Source organism: Micromonospora sp. NPDC047793 (genome assembly GCF_040642635.1).
In the GTDB taxonomy this organism is placed as follows: Bacteria; Actinomycetota; Actinomycetes; order Mycobacteriales; family Micromonosporaceae; genus Micromonospora.
In genome coordinates this window covers 242,098-258,182 of the sequence record NZ_JBEYSG010000002.1, presented here as the reverse complement: position 1 = coordinate 258,182, position 16,085 = coordinate 242,098, and the positions used below count along the sequence as shown (strand labels likewise).

Annotated in this window: 15 protein-coding genes; 9 read left to right on the top strand and 6 right to left on the bottom strand. The window is 72.9% G+C overall.

Features of this window, described 5'->3' with window-relative positions:
- Positions 1–638 precede the first annotated feature (638 nt).
- Positions 639–1,487, top strand: coding sequence for a 1,4-dihydroxy-6-naphthoate synthase (locus ABZ738_RS05925; protein WP_131052566.1), 849 nt, complete (start codon positions 639–641; stop codon positions 1,485–1,487).
- Here the strand turns inward: ABZ738_RS05925 and ABZ738_RS05920 are convergent.
- Together ABZ738_RS05920 and ABZ738_RS05915 are read right to left on the bottom strand one after the other, a co-directional pair.
- Positions 1,448–1,834 carry a cold shock domain-containing protein gene (locus ABZ738_RS05920; protein ID WP_131052567.1) on the bottom strand — a complete coding sequence of 129 codons (387 nt, stop codon included), beginning with the start codon at positions 1,832–1,834 and terminating at the stop codon, positions 1,448–1,450. The two genes, ABZ738_RS05925 and ABZ738_RS05920, sit on opposite strands and share 40 nt — an antisense overlap.
- A 28-nt stretch (positions 1,835–1,862) precedes the next feature.
- Complete coding sequence (locus tag ABZ738_RS05915) at positions 1,863–2,486, bottom strand: HAD family hydrolase (protein WP_131052568.1); 624 nt, start codon at positions 2,484–2,486, stop codon at positions 1,863–1,865.
- A gap of 83 nt (positions 2,487–2,569) precedes the next feature.
- Between ABZ738_RS05915 and ABZ738_RS05910 the strand changes: the two genes are divergently transcribed.
- A complete protein-coding gene (locus ABZ738_RS05910; protein WP_357211400.1) occupies positions 2,570–5,041 on the top strand; it encodes a helicase-associated domain-containing protein in 2,472 nt (823 codons plus the stop codon).
- A 34-nt stretch (positions 5,042–5,075) separates the two neighbouring features.
- On the opposite strand, the gene ABZ738_RS05905 is transcribed toward ABZ738_RS05910, so the two are convergent.
- A complete protein-coding gene (locus ABZ738_RS05905; protein WP_357211398.1) occupies positions 5,076–5,315 on the bottom strand; it encodes a hypothetical protein in 240 nt (79 codons plus the stop codon).
- Between the two features lie 447 nt (positions 5,316–5,762).
- On the opposite strand from ABZ738_RS05905, the gene ABZ738_RS05900 reads away from it, so the two are divergent.
- Positions 5,763–7,442: a DNA repair helicase XPB gene (locus ABZ738_RS05900; protein WP_357211395.1), complete on the top strand. Its 1,680-nt coding sequence runs from the start codon at positions 5,763–5,765 to the stop codon at positions 7,440–7,442.
- A 74-nt stretch (positions 7,443–7,516) separates the two neighbouring features.
- Here the strand turns inward: ABZ738_RS05900 and ABZ738_RS05895 are convergent, their stop codons facing one another.
- On the bottom strand, positions 7,517–8,269 hold the full coding sequence (locus ABZ738_RS05895) for a TIGR03089 family protein (RefSeq protein WP_357211393.1): 753 nt from the start codon (positions 8,267–8,269) through the stop codon (positions 7,517–7,519).
- 49 nt (positions 8,270–8,318) lie between these two features.
- Here ABZ738_RS05895 and ABZ738_RS05890 point away from each other — a divergent pair, with 49 nt between their 5' ends.
- Positions 8,319–9,227 carry an aminoglycoside phosphotransferase family protein gene (locus ABZ738_RS05890; RefSeq protein ID WP_357211391.1) on the top strand — a complete coding sequence of 303 codons (909 nt, stop codon included), beginning with the start codon at positions 8,319–8,321 and terminating at the stop codon, positions 9,225–9,227.
- Between the two features lie 52 nt (positions 9,228–9,279).
- Here ABZ738_RS05890 and ligD (ABZ738_RS05885) read toward each other — a convergent pair whose 3' ends face one another.
- The gene (ligD, locus tag ABZ738_RS05885) at positions 9,280–10,194 is read right to left on the bottom strand and encodes a non-homologous end-joining DNA ligase (RefSeq protein ID WP_357211388.1); all 915 of its coding nucleotides are present in this window, start codon (positions 10,192–10,194) and stop codon (positions 9,280–9,282) included.
- Positions 10,184–11,125: a non-homologous end-joining DNA ligase gene (ligD, locus tag ABZ738_RS05880; protein ID WP_131054481.1), complete on the bottom strand. Its 942-nt coding sequence runs from the start codon at positions 11,123–11,125 to the stop codon at positions 10,184–10,186. The genes ligD (ABZ738_RS05885) and ligD (ABZ738_RS05880) overlap by 11 nt, the downstream gene beginning before the upstream one ends.
- A gap of 87 nt (positions 11,126–11,212) precedes the next feature.
- On the opposite strand from ligD (ABZ738_RS05880), the gene ABZ738_RS05875 reads away from it, so the two are divergent.
- From ABZ738_RS05875 to ABZ738_RS05855, 5 genes are all read left to right on the top strand, one after another.
- Entirely contained in the window at positions 11,213–12,250 is a 1,038-nt protein-coding gene (locus ABZ738_RS05875) for a Ku protein (RefSeq protein WP_131054480.1), read from the top strand.
- A 193-nt stretch (positions 12,251–12,443) separates the two neighbouring features.
- The gene (locus tag ABZ738_RS05870) at positions 12,444–13,091 is read left to right on the top strand and encodes an FKBP-type peptidyl-prolyl cis-trans isomerase (RefSeq protein WP_357211385.1); all 648 of its coding nucleotides are present in this window, start codon (positions 12,444–12,446) and stop codon (positions 13,089–13,091) included.
- 48 nt (positions 13,092–13,139) lie between these two features.
- Positions 13,140–13,958, top strand: a complete 819-nt coding sequence (locus ABZ738_RS05865) for a hypothetical protein (protein WP_357211775.1) — start codon at positions 13,140–13,142, stop codon at positions 13,956–13,958.
- A gap of 134 nt (positions 13,959–14,092) precedes the next feature.
- Positions 14,093–14,746, top strand: coding sequence for an HAD family phosphatase (locus ABZ738_RS05860; RefSeq protein ID WP_131056847.1), 654 nt, complete (start codon positions 14,093–14,095; stop codon positions 14,744–14,746).
- A gap of 127 nt (positions 14,747–14,873) precedes the next feature.
- Positions 14,874–15,884 carry an NADPH:quinone reductase gene (locus ABZ738_RS05855; protein ID WP_176092393.1) on the top strand — a complete coding sequence of 337 codons (1,011 nt, stop codon included), beginning with the start codon at positions 14,874–14,876 and terminating at the stop codon, positions 15,882–15,884.
- Positions 15,885–16,085 lie beyond the last annotated feature (201 nt).

Here is a 16,085-nt window from a genome sequence, read left to right as displayed (position 1 = left end):
CCATCGATGCTGACCGAACCGGGCGGCCCGCTCAACCCGCCCGACGAACCTGTGGACAACGCCTGTGGATAACTCTGCAGGCAGGCTCTTGCACCTGCTGGTGGCCGGTGCAGTGACCCCGGCAGGTCGCGCCTCCCGTACTCCCCTTGGCCGCCTTTCGAGCTGAACCGTTGGTGCTATCGCCTCCGTGGCTGCCGAACAGGTGCACTTTGTGGCGAGGCGAGGTCCGTTGGGGCGAGGTCCGATCCGTCGCTGCAGTCAGCTCGAAAGGGGCCGCAGTGGACACGGCGTCAGCGTCGGGGAAGCCCGGCGACTACGTCGCCAGGCGCGTTGTCCCTGGTGTTCGCTGGGGTGAATACCTGCCCGCGCCGGAGCACCAGGGCCCGCGCCCGAACGCCACGGTCCGCGCCGGAGCCGCCAGATCCCGCGCCAAAACCGCCAGGGCCGGCACATGAGCCGCTGGGGTCTGTGCCGGGTACCGGCGGCCCAGCGTGAGATCGAACGGTGGAACGGCGGCGAGAGCCGTGGGGTGGTCCGGGTGGTGAGGACGGTCAGTGGGCGTGGTGGCGGGTGTGGGCTGGCCGACGGTCGGCGTACCGGCGGGTGGCGGGCGGTGGGGGCGGGGTTACGGTGGAGTCGTGGCGCTCTCGCTGGCGATCTCGCCCTGCCCCAACGACACGTTCGTCTTCCATGCGCTGGTGCACGGGCAGGTGCCCGGTGCCCCGCCGGTCGAGGTGACGTACGCCGACGTCGACGTCACCAACACGGCCGCCGAGCGCGGCGCGTTCGACCTGGTGAAGGTGAGTTACGCCGCCTTGCCCTGGCTGCTGGCGGACTACCACCTGCTGCCCTGCGGGGGTGCGCTGGGGCGCGGCTGCGGGCCGCTGGTGCTCACCCGGGCCGACCGGGACGGTGGGCCGGACCGGACCGACCTGAGTGACGCGACGGTGGCGGTGCCGGGCGACCGGACCACCGCGTACCTGCTGTTCCGGCTCTGGGCCGCCGGCCGGACGCCGCGCCGCATCGAGGTGGTGCCGTTCCACGAGATCATGCCCGGCGTGGGCGCCGGACGGTACGACGCCGGGCTGGTGATCCACGAGGCGCGGTTCACCTACCCCCGCCACGGGCTGACCGCCCTGGTCGACCTCGGCGAGTGGTGGGAGTCCGACACCGGGCTGCCGATCCCGCTCGGTGCCATCCTGGCGCGGCGCGGCGCGGTCGACCCGCAGCAGGCCGCCGGATGGATCCGGGACTCCGTCGCGCGGGCCTGGGCCGACCCGGCGGCCAGTCGGGCGTACGTGGTGGCGCACGCGCAGGAGATGGAGCCCGACGTGGTGGACCGGCACATCGGCCTCTACGTCAACGAGTTCACCGCCGACCTGGGGGACGCGGGGTTCGCTGCCGTGGAGGCGCTGCTCGGCCGGGCCGCCGACGCCGGGCTCGTGCCTCAGACCTCCAGCTCGCGGGCGACCGCGTGGACCAACTGAGCGACCTTCTGGGCGGTCTTGCGATCCGGGAAGCGGCCCCGGCGCAGGTCCGGCTGCACCTTCGCCTCCAGCACCTTGATCATGTCTTCGACCAGACCGTGCAGCTCCTCGGCGGGTCGGCGCCGCAACTCCGCCACGGAGGGCGGGGCGTCGAGCAGCTTCACTCCCATCGCCTGCGCGCCGCGTCGGCTGTCCACCACGCTGAAGTCGACCCGCTGGCCGCCCTTGAGGTCGGTGACACCCGCCGGTAGCGCGCCCTTCGGCAGGAACACGTCGCCACCCTCGTCACTGGTGACGAACCCGTATCCCTTGGCCGCGTCGTACCACTTCACTCGACCCGTAGGCACCTGAGAACCCCTGCTTCGCTTGAACCGTCTACTGCCTCAAGGCTAGCCGGATCATGTCGTCGAGCGCCGCCGGGAATCCGGTGAGATCCGCCAGCACGGTCGCCGCCCCGGCGGCCCTCAGCTCGTCGACCGAACAGGGGCCCGTCGCCACCGCGATCCCCGGCACCTCGGCCGCCTGCGCCGCCACCATGTCCGCCACGTGATCGCCGACGTAGTGGGTCGCACCGTGCTCCCGCAACGCCGTCGCCTTCCCCTCGGCGAAGAGGTCGCCGGCCACCTCGTCGACCGTCAGACCCAGGTGTTCCAGGTGCAGTCGGGCCAGCCGGCCCAGCTTCGAGGTGACCACCAGCACCCGGCCGCCCCGCTGCCGTACCGCGTCGAGGGCGGCCACGGCGCCGGGCAGTGGCACGGTCGGGGTGATCGCGTACGCGGGGTAGAGCTCGCGGAAGGCGTGCACCGCCTCGTCGACCCGCTCCGGCGGGAACCAGTGGGCGATCTCGGTCCGCAGCGGCGGACCCAGCCGCGACACGGCGACCTCGGCGTCGACGGGTACGCCGGTCCGCTCGGTCAACGCGCGGTAGGTGGCGGCGATGCCGGGGCGCGAGTCGACCAGGGTCATGTCGAGGTCGAAACCGACCGTCAGTTGGCGCATGCTGCGAAGCTACCCGGCCAGCCAGACCAGCCGGGACGTCCGATGGGCGCGAGCGGCCCCGGCCGGGCTAGCGTGGAACGACGATGAGCACCTCACTCGCCGACCACCTGCGGGCGCTGCCCGACGAGTCGCTCGCCGCGCTGCTCCAGGCGCGGCCCGACCTCGTCGTGCCGGTGCCCGCCGACGTCGCCGCCCTCGCCATCCGGGCCCAGTCCCGGGTCTCGGTGTCGCGCGCGCTGGACGCGCTGGACCAGTTCACCCTGCTGATCATGGATGCCGCCCGGTTGACCCGTGACCCGGTCGACGGCACCACCACGGTCGACGGGGTCCTCACGATGGCCACCACCGGCCCGCACCCGCCCGCACCGGCCGCCGTCCGTGCCGCCGTCGACCGGTTGCGTACCCTCTTCCTGCTGTACGGCCCCGACCACGAGCTGCGCCTGGTCGGTGGCGTCGACGAGATCTCCCCGTACCCGGCGGGACTCGGCCGGCCCGCCACCGAGCTGGACCCGCGCACGGCCGCACTCTGCGCGGACCCGGCGAAGCTGCGCCGCACGCTGCTCGCCGCACCGCCGTCCGCGCGGGCGATCCTGGACCGGCTGGCGGCCGGGCCGCCGGTCGGCAGCGTGCCGGTCGGCGCGCTGCGGGCCCCGGCGGTCGGCACCGACGACGACCTGCCGCCGGACGACACCAACGGCGGGGCGGCGACCGGTTCGCCGGTCCGCTGGCTGGTCGATCACCGGCTGTTGGTGCGGGTCGCCGGCGGCAAGGGCGGCACCGCCGGCATGGTGGAACTGCCCCGGGAGGTCGGGCTGCTGCTGCGCCGCGACACCGGGCCGCTCGGTCCACTGCGCACCAGCCCTCCGGCGGTCGCCAGCACCCCACGCGAGCCGAAGGCCGCCGACTCCGCCGGGGCCGGGCAGACCATGGAGGTGGTACGCCACACCGAGGCGCTGCTGGAACAGTTGGCCGCCGAACCCGCGCCGGTGCTGCGCTCGGGCGGCCTGGGCGTGCGCGACCTGCGCCGGTTGGCGCGTACCGCGGGCCTGGACGAGCCGACGGCGGCGCTGCTGCTGGAGGTGGCGTACGCGGCCGGGCTGACCGGTGAGGTGGAGCTGCCCGGCGCAGCCGGCCGGTACGGGGCCGACCAGCAGGTGATGCCCACGGCCGGATACGAGATGTGGCGGGCCGGTTCGCTGGCCCAGCGCTGGGAGCAGGTGGCCCGTGCCTGGCTGACCATGACCCGGCAGGTCGGGCTCGTCGGGCAACGGGACGACCGGGACCGCCCGATCACGGTGCTCTCCGCCGAGGCGGAACGCGCCGGGGCGCCCGCCGCCCGCCGGGCTGTCCTCGGCGTACTCGCCGACCTGGAACCGGGCAGCGCGCCCACCGCCGACGAGGTGTTGACGCTGCTCGACTGGCGCGCACCGCGTCGCAGCCGGGGGCGTGAGGCGGCGCACCGGGAGGTGCTGACCGAGGCGGCCTCGCTGGGCGTGACGGGGCTGGGGGCGCTCACCTCGTACGGGCGGCTGCTGCTGGCCGAGGCGACCGCGAGCGAGGATCGCGACGCGGACGACCCGCTCGGGCTCCGGGCCGACGCCGACGAGGGTACGGGCACCGCCGTGCGGGCACTGGACGCGCTGCTGCCCGCCCCGGTGGACCACTTCCTGGTGCAGGCCGACCTGACGGTGGTGGTGCCGGGCCCGCCCGAGCCGGCGCTCGCCGCCGAACTGGAGGTGGTCGCCGAGCCGGAGTCCGCCGGTGGGGCGAGCGTGCACCGGATCACCACCGCCAGCGTCCGTCGGGCACTCGACGCCGGCTACTCCGCCGACGACCTGCACGACCTGTTCCGGCGCCGGTCCCGCACCCCGGTGCCGCAGGGCCTGACGTACCTGGTCGACGACGTGGCCCGCAAACACGGCGGGCTGCGGGTCGGTTCCGCCGGGGCGTACCTGCGCAGCGACGACGAGGCGCTGCTCGCCGAGGTGCTGGCGGACCGCCGGGTGGAGGCGCTGGCGCTGCGTCGACTCGCGCCCACCGTGCTGGTGACCCCCTACCAGGCCGGGCGGATGCTGGCCGTCCTGCGGGAGGCGGGGTTCGCCCCGGTGGCCGAGGACGCCACCGGCTCGGCGGTGCTCTCCCGGCCGAAGGCCCGGCGGGCACCCGCCCGGGTCTCGGTCGCCACCCGCGCCCTCGACCCGTTGGCCACCCCGCGTCTGCCCCTGCCGCGCCTGCTCGGTGTGGTGGAGCAGATCCGCCGGGGTGACGCGGCGGCACGGGCGGCACGGCGGGCACCGGCGGCGGTACGCGGCGGTACGCCGGACGGCCCCACCCCGGCGACCGGCCACAGCGAGGCCCTGGCCGTGCTGCAACAGGCGGTACGCGACAAGGCGCTGGTCTGGGTGGGCTACGTCGACGCGCACGGGGCGACGGCGTCCCGACTGGTCCGACCCGTCTCGCTGGGTGCCGGCTACCTGCGCGCCGAGGACGAGCGCACCGAGATGCTGCACACGTTCGCGCTGCACCGGATCACCGCCGCCGTGCTGGAGAGGTGACCCGGCACAGCCTCGGTGCTCGGGCGGTGACCGGTCAGCGCAGGCTGCGCCGGACCGATCCGACGATCGCCACGACCAGCAGCAACGCGAATCCGGTGCCGAGCGCCTCGCCGACCGAGTCCACGAAGCCCTGCTGGAGGACGAGCCAGCCGAAGAGGAACCAGCCGAACAGCGCCACCCCGAGGGCGGCGTACGCGATCACCGTGGCGGTGGAGACGGGTTCTGCGGACTGTGCCTGCTCGCGGTCGAGGATCATTTCCTGGTCAACGGTCATGCGCCCTCCCCCGTACGGTCCGGCTCTGCCGTCCAGGGTGACACCCCGGAGCGCAACCGACCAGCACCATCACGTGACGATCCGGCGGGTTCATACCCCGGAGCAGGCGACGGGGAAACGGTGGACGGGGTCGCCGGTGCGGCTCGGACACGCGCTCGCCCCCGCTGGCCGTCCGCGACGACGGGACCCGGCCCCCGCTAGCTGGCCCCACTCGTCGCGGCGCGGACGCGCGCCGACGCCGACCGGCGTGACGGTCGACGTGGGCCAGTGGCGGCCCTCGACAACTCGTCTCCCCAGTGCAAGACGCACCGAGGTACCCGCCGGGTTGCAGCTCGTCGACGGTTTTCTTGTCACCCGGCCGCACGTGCAACACTGGATGGTCGCCCGTCCGCAGGTCAGCCACCTGCCGGAGCGGGCCGATCAGCCGTACCGAGGAGGGGGTTCCGCGTGAGCGGTGGACCACTGATCGTGCAGTCCGACAAGACACTGCTGCTGGAGATCGACCACCCCGACGCCCAGTCCTGCCGAATGGCCATCGCGCCGTTCGCGGAGCTGGAGCGCTCCCCCGAGCACGTGCACACCTACCGGCTGACCCCGCTCGGGCTCTGGAACGCCCGCGCCGCCGGCCACGACGCCGAGGGCGTGGTGGACGCCCTGATCACGTACTCCCGCTACCCGGTGCCGCACGCCCTGCTGGTGGACGTGGCCGAGACCATGGACCGGTACGGCCGGCTCCAGCTCGCCAACGACCCGGGACACGGCCTCGTCCTGCGCGCCCTCGACCGGATGGTGCTGGTCGAGGTGGCCAAGAGCAAGAAGCTCGCCGGAATGCTCGGCAACAAGATCGACGACGACACCATCGCGGTGCACCCGTCCGAGCGCGGCCGGCTCAAGCAGGCCCTGCTCAAGCTCGGCTGGCCGGCGGAGGACCTCGCCGGGTACGTCGACGGCGAGGCCCACCCGATCGAGCTGGCCCAGGGCGGCGAGGACGGCGGTAGGCCGTGGACGCTGCGGTCGTACCAGCGGGAGGCCGTCGAGGCGTTCTGGGCGGGCGGCTCGGGCGTGGTGGTGCTGCCCTGCGGTGCCGGCAAGACGCTGGTCGGCGCGGCGGCGATGGCCGAGGCGAAGGCGACCACGCTGATCCTGGTCACCAACACCGTCGCCGGTCGGCAGTGGAAGCGGGAGCTGATCGCCCGCACCTCGCTGACCGAGGAGGAGATCGGCGAGTACTCCGGCGAGCGCAAGGAGATCCGGCCGGTCACCATCGCCACGTACCAGGTGCTCACCTCGCGGCGCGGCGGCGCCTTCACCCACCTGGACCTGTTCGGCGCCCGCGACTGGGGTCTGGTCGTCTACGACGAGGTGCACCTGCTGCCCGCGCCGATCTTCCGGTTCACCGCCGACCTCCAGGCCCGCCGCCGCCTCGGGCTGACCGCCACCCTGGTCCGCGAGGACGGCCGGGAGGGTGACGTGTTCAGCCTGATCGGCCCGAAGCGGTACGACGCGCCGTGGAAGGACATCGAGTCCCAGGGCTGGATCGCCCCGGCGCACTGCACCGAGGTCAGGGTCACCCTGACCGACGCCGAGCGGATGTCGTACGCGACGGCCGAGGCCGAGGAGCGCTACCGGATGGCGGCCACCGCCCGCACCAAGCTGCCGGTGGTACGCGCCCTGGTCGAGCGGCACCCGGAGGAGCAGACGCTGGTGATCGGCGCGTACATCGACCAGTTGCACCAGCTCGGCGAATACCTGGACGCCCCGATCGTGCAGGGCTCGACCACCAACAAGGAACGCGAGCGGCTGTTCGACGCGTTCCGCTCCGGCGAGATCCGCACGCTGGTGATCTCCAAGGTCGGCAACTTCTCGATCGACCTGCCCGAGGCGGCGGTGGCGATCCAGGTCTCCGGCACCTTCGGCTCGCGTCAGGAGGAGGCGCAACGGTTGGGCCGGGTGCTGCGCCCGAAGGCCGACGGTCGGCAGGCGCACTTCTACACCGTCGTGTCCCGGGACACCATCGACACCGAGTACGCCGCCCACCGGCAGCGCTTCCTCGCCGAGCAGGGGTACGCGTACACCATCGTCGACGCCGACGACGTCCTCGGCCCACCCCTACCAACCGTCGACTGAGGTGCAAGGAAGGGCCCCCTACTACCGTCTCCGGTATAGCAGGGGTCCCTTCCTAACATCTCGGCGGCGGCTGTTCACAGGACACGGGTGATCTGCTCGGCGGCGACGACCGCGTCCCTGTGCTCCGGGTCGAGGTTGGTGCAGAGCACCACGGAGGCACCGGCGGAGAGCGGCGCGAGCAGCCACTTCAACGGTTGGTCGTGCTCGGTCACGTCGACCAGCAGCCGGTCACCGACCCGCAGATCGAGCTGCTCGGCGACCACCTTCGCGACCGCACCCCACTCGGCGTAGCTGGTGCCGTCCGGGCTGGCCGCGTCCCCGGCGTGCAGCACGGGACGGTCGGTCGGGGCCGCACCGTGCCGCAGCACCTCCACGGACCAGTCGAGCCATCCGGCGGGCACCTCGGACAGCGGCTCCGGCCCGGTGCCGACGAGGTAGCGGTGCAGCCCCTCCGGCACGTCCTCCAGCCAGTCGTCGAGGCGTTCCGGGGTGACCAGCACGCCGTCGTACGGCCGGTCGCCGCCGGGCTCCAGCACCGGCAACCCGGCGGTGGCCCACGGCCGGAACGACACCGTCATCCCCACCGACCAGGCCCCGAGCAACACCGCAGCGGTACGCCAGTGCGGCGGCAGCAGCACCGCCACCCGACTGCCCGGCCTCAGCCCGCACCCGTCCCGCAGCAGGCCGGCGACGCGCGCCGACCACTCGCCCAGCTCTGCGGCGGTCAGGTCCTGGCGGGCACCCGTCCGGTGGTCGAGGCAGGTGATCAACGGCCGGTCCCGCGCGGCGAGGCCGGTGACGGAACGTACGGGCAGCGCAGTTTCCATCCGTCGATAATCCCTTGCCGACGCAGGGTGACGGAATGAGGATCGCGGGATGCCTTCGACCGCTCCCGACGGCCGTGCCGGAATCGACGCCGGGCTGGTCCGACGCCTGATCGCCACGCAGTTCCCGCACTGGGCCGACCTACCGGTGACGCCGGTGGAACGCGACGGCCACGACAACCGGACATACCGGCTGGGCGAGACGATGACCGTACGGCTGCCGACTGCGGCCGGGTACGTCCCGGCGGTGGCGAAGGAGAACGAGTGGCTACCCCGGCTCGCGCCGGAGTTGCCGGTCGCCGTACCGCCGGTCCTGGGTGTCGGGGTCCCCGGCGAGGGGTACCCCTTCCCCTGGTCGGTGCGGGGCTGGCTGCCGGGCGAGACGGCGGACCTGGCCCGCGTCGACGACCCGGTGCGGCTCGCCGTCGCGGTGGGCGAGTTCGTGCTGGCCCTACAGTCCTGCGAGGCGACCGGCGGCCCGGCTGCCGGGGAACACAGCTTCTTCCGGGGTGCCTCGCCGGGGCACTACGACGAGGAGACCCGGCATCTGCTGAGCCTCCTGGCCGGACAGGTCGACGTGGCGCGGGCCGCTGCGGTGTGGGAGGCCGCCCTGGCTGCCGAGTGGCGGGGCAGTCCGGTGTGGTTCCACGGGGACATCGCGGTCGGCAACCTGCTGGTGGTGGACGGGAAGCTGGCTGCGGTGATCGACTTCGGCACGTCCGGCGTCGGTGACCCGGCCTGCGACCTGGTGATCGCCTGGACGTTGTTCTCCGGCAGCAGCCGCCGCGCCTTCCGGGAGACGGTCGGGCAGGACGAGGGCACCTGGGCACGGGCGCGGGGCTGGGCGTTGTGGAAGGCGATGCTGCTGTTGGCGCAGCACCTCGACTCCGATCCCGCCCTGGCCGTCGACGACCACCGCGTGATCGCCGAGGTGCTGGCCGAGCGGGACGGGCTGGGATAGCTGTTAGCAGGGGTCCCCTGCTATACCGCAGGCGTTAACAAGGTGCCCTTCCTTACGCCGCAGGCAGCGCAGGGCCGGGTTCGAGCAGCGGGGCGAGCAGGTCGCCGTACTCTTCGACCCGCTCCAGCACCTCCGAGGCCGTGTACGGCTTCGACGACGGTCGTCTGCCCGCCGCACCCGCCTCCACCTCGTCCCAGGTCAGCGGCGCGGACACCGAGGGCATCTGCTGCGCCCGCAGCGAGTACGGGGCCACCGTGGTCTTCGCCGCGCTGTTCTGACTCCAGTCGATGAACACCTTGCCGGGCCGGAGGTTCTTCGCCATCTTCGACACGATCAGCTTCGGGTGCTCGCGTTCCAACTCCTGGGCGATCCGCCGGGCGTACCCGGACACGTCGTCGGCGGACTGCGTACCCGCGATCGGGCAGCAGAGCTGCATGCCCTTCTTGCCGGAGGTCTTCGGATAGCTGTCCACCCCGTCGGCGGCCAGCCGTTCACGCAGCAGCAGCGCCACCCGGCAGCACTGCCGCAGGGCCGCCGGTGGACCCGGGTCCAGGTCGACCACCATCAGGTCGGGGTGTGCGCCGACCTTCCACTGCGGGGTGTGCAGTTCCAGGGCGGCGAGGTTGGCCAGCCAGACGAGGGTGGGCAGGTCGTCGGCGACCACGTAGTCGATGGTCTCCCGGCCCTTCGTCGAGCCGGGCGCGGGCAACGTCTCGACGTGCACCCAGGACGGTGTGGCAGCCGGGGCGTTCTTCTCGAAGAAGGAGTTGCCCTCCACCCCGTTCGGGTAGCGGATCCGGGTCAGCGCGCGGTCGTGCAGGTGCGGCAGCAGCACCGGCGCGATCCGGGTGTAGTAGTCGATCACCTCGCCCTTGGTGAAGCCGGCCTTCGGGTAGAGGACCTTGTCCAGGTTCGACAGCTTCAGGGTGCGTCCGGCGACGTCGACCCGGAGCCGCTCACTCGGCATCCGCCACCTCCTCGGCCGCCTTGTCCGGCCGCAGCCGCAGGACCCGGGGGAACCGCAGTCGCCCGTCCGGCGTGCGCTGGCCGTACTTGACCTCCACCACCACCTGGGGGGTTACCCAGATCGCGCCCCGCGCATCCTCCCGGGGCACGTCGCCGCCGAACGGGGAGGTGGTGGTGCGCAGCGGCTCCAACTCCCGCAACAGTTCGCGTTCCAGGGCCGCCCCGATCCCACCGCCGACCCGCCCCCGATAGATCAGCCGCCCACCGGCCCCGGGCACCCCGACCAGCAGGCCGCCGATCCGGCGGGCACCGGGTCGCCAGCCGCCGATCACGAAGTCGCCGGTCACCTCCAGCTTGACCTTCACCCAGTCCGGCGACCGCACGCCGGGCCGGTAGGTGGAGTCCGCCCGCTTGGCCATCACCCCTTCCAGGCCGTGCTCACCGGCGGCGTCGTAGGTGGCCGGGCCGTCCGGGAAGACCGGTGGGACCGTCCACCGCGCCGCGCCCAGTCCGAGTTCGTCGAGGGCTTCCCGACGCCGGGCGTACGGCCAGCCGGTGAGGTCCGTGCCACGCAGCCGCAGCAGGTCGAAGATCATGTACGTGACGGGGACGCTCGCCGCCAGTCGGGCCGCCTTGACCGGATCCCGTACGTGCATCCGCTCGGCCAGGGCGGTGAACGAGGGTCGACCGGCCCGGTCGAAGAGGACCACCTCACCGTCGAGCAGTGCGTCGTCGACCTGTTCGCCGAGCGGGATCAGCTCCGGGTAGGCGGTGGTGATCTCCACCCCGGAGCGGGCGTACAGGCGCTGCCGTCCGGCGGCGATGTCGGCCAGTGCGCGTACGCCGTCCCACTTGAACTCGTACGCCCACCCGGCGCCGGCAGGCAGTTGCCCGGTCACCGCGAGCATCGGCCTCAGTGGCGCGCCGGGCACGAAACCGACTGTAGTAGCAGGCCGAACACGTCGCGCCCGGTTCCGTCTGATGCGAGCATGGTCGATATCGGGGAAGGAAGGTGCAGGATGCGGGCCATCTGGAAAGGGGCCGTGTCGTTCGGCCTTGTCTCGATCGCGGTGAAGCTGTACTCCGCGACCGAGGAGAAGGACATCCGGTTCCACCAGGTGCACCGGTCCGACGGCGGGCGGATCCGGTACAAGCGCACCTGTCAGGTCTGCGGCGAGGAGGTCACCTACGACGACATCGCCAAGGGGTACGACATCGGCGGTGGGGAGATGGTGATCCTCACCGACGAGGATTTCGCCGAACTGCCGTTGAGCACCTCCCACGCGATCGACGTGCTGGAGTTCGTCCCGGCCGAACAGGTCGACCCGATCCTCTACAACAAGGCGTACTTCCTGGAGCCGGAGGGCACGGCGACCAAGCCGTACCTCCTGTTGCGGGACGCCCTGACCGACTCCGAGCGGGTGGCGATCGTCAAGGTGGCACTGCGCCAGCGGGAGCAGTTGGCCACCCTGCGGGTACGCGAGGGCGTGCTGCTGCTGAACACCATGCTCTGGCCCGACGAGATCCGTAAGCCGGCTTTCGGCTTCCTCGACGAGGATCTCAAGGTCCGGCCGCCGGAGCTGGCGATGGCCACCTCGCTCGTCGATTCGATGGCCGGTGACTTCCATCCGGACGAGTTCACCGACGACTACCGGGCGGCCCTCCAGGAGGTCATCGACGCGAAGGTGGAGGGCCGTGAGGTCGTACAGCCGGAGGAGGTCGAGGAGGCACCGCCCGCCGCCGTCGACCTGATGGCGGCGCTGAAGGCCTCGGTGGAGCGGGCCCGCGCGGCCCGAGGCGAGGGCGGCGGCGCCTCCGGCGGTGGCGCCGGAGAGCCCACCCCGATCACCTCCGCCCGCTCCGCGCAGAAGAAGACCGCCGAGAAGAAGGCGCCGGCCAAGAAGACCGCCGAGAAGAAGGCCACCGGTACGAAGGCCGGCGGCACGAAGAAGGCCCCGGCGAAAAAGGCCGAGCCGGCCAAGAAGACCGCGGAGAAGAAGGCGACCAAGGCCGCGAAGGCTCCGGCGAAGAAGACGACTCCCCGCAAGTCGGCCTGACCGGCGATTTCCTCGAACCGGTCGAGGCGATCTTCTCGTACCGGTCGCAGCCGTGGCCCGGTGTCCCAGTTGCCGCACAATTCCCACGGGTCACGATCGATGGTCGGAACTGCCTCTGCCACCAGGTACCGTGTGTCGGCGACGGCGTCTGTAGCCGGACGCACCCACACCTCTCAGCAGGGGAGTCGAGGACGTGAGCGAGCAGGAGACCAAGGCGCGACGGCGACTGGCCGAACAGTTGGCGGCCCAGAAGGCGGCCGAGGCCAAGCGGCGGCGGCAGGCCTGGGCCGGCGGGTTCGCCGGAATCGCCGTGGTCGCGGTGCTGATCACCGTCTTCGTGATCGTCGGCCAGCGCGGCGGCGACGACGCTCCCGACCAGGTCGCCGGTGCGCCGTCGGCGCCGGCGGAGGCGACGACCGAGCCGGGCGCACCGGGGGCCCCACCCGCCCCGCAGCTGCCCGAGGGCGCGGACCCGGCGCTCGGCACCAAGCCGACCGTGGCCGCGGGCGAGGGCGAGCTGACCAAGCTCACCGTGACCCCGCTGATCGAGGGCACCGGACCGGCCGTCACCGCCGGGCAGTCGATCACCACGAACTACGTGGGCGTGCTCTTCGCCAACGGCGAGCAGTTCGACTCCTCCTGGGAGCGGGGCGAGCCGGCCACCTTCCCGATCGGCGTCGGACAGGTCATCGAGGGCTGGGACAAGGGCCTGGTCGGGGTGAAGGTCGGCAGCCGGGTGCAGCTCGACATCCCGGCCGAGCAGGCGTACGGCAACGACGCCGCGGGTGGCCGTCCAGCCGGTCCGCTGCGTTTCGTGGTGGACATCCTCGCCGCCCAGTAGGAGATGACGGTGGCGACGGCGGACGAGCCCGGGCGGACGGCCCGGTTGATGTGGACGCACTACGAGCCGGTACACGCCGTCACCTACTTCCACCCGCGCGCCCGCGCCGCCTACGAGGCGGTCGGGCTGCGCGGGTACTGGCGGGGGTACTTCGCCGGTCGGGCCGCCCCGCTCGGGCCGACCGGTCCCGCCCCGGTGGTCGCGGCCTTCTTCACCTTCGCCCCGCACATGGTGGCGCGTGCCCTGCCCGCCGTCTGGCAGTTGGCCGGGCCCGAGGAGGCACTGCGCTCCCGCCTGACCGGGGCGGTGCAGGCCCTCGCCGAACTGGTCTACGAGCTGCCCGAGCAGCACCTGGCCGAGGCCGCCGAGCTGTTGTCCGCCGCCGCCGACGAGGCGGGGACCGCCGGTCGGGTGCTCGGCTCGGCCAACGCCGCGCTGCCGCGCGGTGAGTACCCGCTGGCCCGGCTCTGGCAGGCCGCCACCACCCTGCGCGAGCATCGCGGTGACGGGCATGTGGCGGCCCTCGTCGCCGCCGACCTCGATCCGGTGGAGGCGCTGGCCTGGCGGGTCGCGGTCGACATGCCGCCCGCCAACCTGCTCGGCCGGGGCTGGTCGGAGCAGGAGTGGGCGCAGGCGCGGAAGCGGCTGGCCGACCGGGGTTGGCTGACGCCCGACGGCAAGCCCACCGACCGTGGTCGCGCCGGTTTCCGGGCCGTCGAGGAGGCGACCGACCACGCTGCCGCCCGCCCCTGGCAGGCGCTGGGCCCGACGCTCACGGAACGACTGCGCGAACTGCTCGACCCGATCGCCGTGGCCGCCCACCGGGTCATCCCGCCGGACAGCCCGATCGGCCTGCCGGCCCGGTAGGCGGCAGCGCACCGCCCGACCGACGCCGCCGGGTGCGTCGCGGCTCGGATGTTAGGAGGGGTCCCTTCCTATACACGAGGCGTTAGCAGGGGGCCCTTCCTTTCAAGCGGCGGTGGGTGCGGCAGGATGGTGTCGTGGTGGATGCGGTGATCTTCGACCTGGACGGCGTGATCGTGGACTCCGAGCCGGTCTGGGAGGAGGTCCGCCGCGCGTACGTGGCGACGCAGGGCGGGACCTGGCAGCCGGACACCCAGCGCCGCCTGATGGGGATGAGCACCGGCGAGTGGGCCGAGTACCTCAGCGGTGAACTGGGCGTACGGCGCACCGCCGCGCAGGTCGCCACCGAGGTGGTCGAGGAGATGAGCCGGCGGTACGCCGAACGCGTACCGCTGATCGACGGGGCGGACGAGGTGGTGCGCCGGGTGGCCGCGCGATGGCCGCTGGGGCTGGCGAGTTCGTCGCCGACCCGGCTGATCGCGGCGGCGCTGACCGCCACCGGCCTGACCGGCGAGTTCGGCAGCACGTTGTCGACCGAGGAGACGGCACGCGGCAAGCCGGCGCCGGACGTGTACCTGACCGTTGCGGAACGCCTCGGGGTCGACCCGGCCCGGTGCGTCGCAGTGGAGGACTCCTCCAACGGCATCCGGTCGGCCGCCGCCGCCGGGATGATCGTGGTGGCGGTGCCGCACGGGTCGTACCCGCTGGATCCGGACGCGCAGCGGATGGCGGCGGCGGTGCTCGACTCCGTCGGCGAGCTGACCCCGGAGTTCGTCGACCGGCTCGGCTGAACCGGCACCGACCGCTCTCCGGCCTACGCGAAGGTCGTGCTCGGAACGGCTGCTTGACCTCCGTCGGCATGGGTGCCGCCGGGTCGGGTAACGCCAACGGCGCCCACGCCGAGTCGAGGAGGGCGCGATGAGGACGGTCGTGTACGAGCGCACCGGCGACCCGACGGTGCTCCAGGTGGTGGATCGGCCGGTGCCGGAACCCGGGCGGGGCGAGGTGCTGGTCCGGATCGCCTGCGCCGGGGTGAACCCGACCGACTGGAAGGCCCGCCGCCAGGGCCCGTTGCCGGCGGGCTGGCAGACGCCCGGGCAGGACGGCGCCGGGGTGGTCGAGGCGGTCGGCGAGGGCGTCGACCGGGAGCTGGTGGGCGAGCGGGTGTGGGTCTGGGAGGCCGCCTGGCAGCGGCCCTGGGGCACCGCCGCCGAGTACACGGTGGTGCCGGTGCGGCAGGCGGTACGGATCGGCGACGCCTCGTTCGAGCTGGGTGCCTGCCTGGGTATCCCGTTCCTGACCGCGCACCGCTGCCTGACCTCCGGCGAGTACCTGCCGGACAGCCTGGGTCCGGGCGCGTTGAGCGATCACACGGTGCTGGTGCAGGGCGGGGCGGGTGCGGTCGGCAACGCGGCGATCCAACTCGCGTCCTGGGCCGACGCCTGCGTGATCGCCACGGTCAGCAGCGCGGAGAAGGCCCAGCTCGCCGCAGCGGCCGGAGCCTCGGTAGTAATCAACTATCGGGAGCAGGACGTGGTGGAGGAGGTCCGCAAGGTCGCGCCCGACGGGGTCCACGGCATCGTCGAGGTGGCCCCGGCCCGCAACGCCGCCACCGACGTACGTCTGCTGCGGCCCGGCGGGGTGGTCTGCGTGTACGCGGACGACGGTGGCGGCGAGGTGACCCTACCGATCGGGCCGCTGCTGGTGCCGAACGCCCGGTGGCAGTTCGTGCTGGTCTACACCGTGCCGAAGGCGGCGAAGGCGCAGGCGGTGGTGGACGTGGCGGCGGCTGCCGCCCAGGGCGGGATCCGGGTGGGCGAGGAGGCCGGTCTGCCGTTGCACCGTTTTCCGCTGTCGGCGACCGCCGACGCGCATCGCGCCGTGGAGGACTCGGTCGTCGGGAAGGTCCTGGTCGACACCAGCGAATAGCGCCTGAGCTGGGATTATTTCCCCATCACGGGGACAGATGCGAACAAGTTTCGCAATACTGACTGTGCGGGTCGCCCCGCAAAGGAACGGGTGGCCCCGGCGCGGTGCGAACGCCGGGGCCACCCACCGGGAGTGAGGTCTTCGAGAGCCGCCCACTCCTAACGGCGATGATGCGCCCGGAAACGTTACGGCGTGGCCAGT

What these genes read in the sequence shown, in the direction of transcription:
- ABZ738_RS05895 (WP_357211393.1), bottom strand. Translation starts at nt 8,269, where the DNA reads ATGGAAACTGCGCTGCCCGTACGTTCCGTCACCGGCCTCGCCGCGCGG.
- ABZ738_RS05905 (WP_357211398.1), bottom strand. Translation starts at nt 5,315, where the DNA reads ATGACCGTTGACCAGGAAATGATCCTCGACCGCGAGCAGGCACAGTCC.
- ABZ738_RS05890 (WP_357211391.1), top strand. Translation starts at nt 8,319, where the DNA reads ATGCCTTCGACCGCTCCCGACGGCCGTGCCGGAATCGACGCCGGGCTG.
- ABZ738_RS05910 (WP_357211400.1), top strand. Translation starts at nt 2,570, where the DNA reads ATGAGCACCTCACTCGCCGACCACCTGCGGGCGCTGCCCGACGAGTCG.
- ABZ738_RS05915 (WP_131052568.1), bottom strand. Translation starts at nt 2,486, where the DNA reads ATGCGCCAACTGACGGTCGGTTTCGACCTCGACATGACCCTGGTCGAC.
- ligD (WP_357211388.1), bottom strand. Translation starts at nt 10,194, where the DNA reads ATGCCGAGTGAGCGGCTCCGGGTCGACGTCGCCGGACGCACCCTGAAG.
- ABZ738_RS05875 (WP_131054480.1), top strand. Translation starts at nt 11,213, where the DNA reads ATGCGGGCCATCTGGAAAGGGGCCGTGTCGTTCGGCCTTGTCTCGATC.
- ABZ738_RS05865 (WP_357211775.1), top strand. Translation starts at nt 13,140, where the DNA reads ATGTGGACGCACTACGAGCCGGTACACGCCGTCACCTACTTCCACCCG.
- ABZ738_RS05855 (WP_176092393.1), top strand. Translation starts at nt 14,874, where the DNA reads ATGAGGACGGTCGTGTACGAGCGCACCGGCGACCCGACGGTGCTCCAG.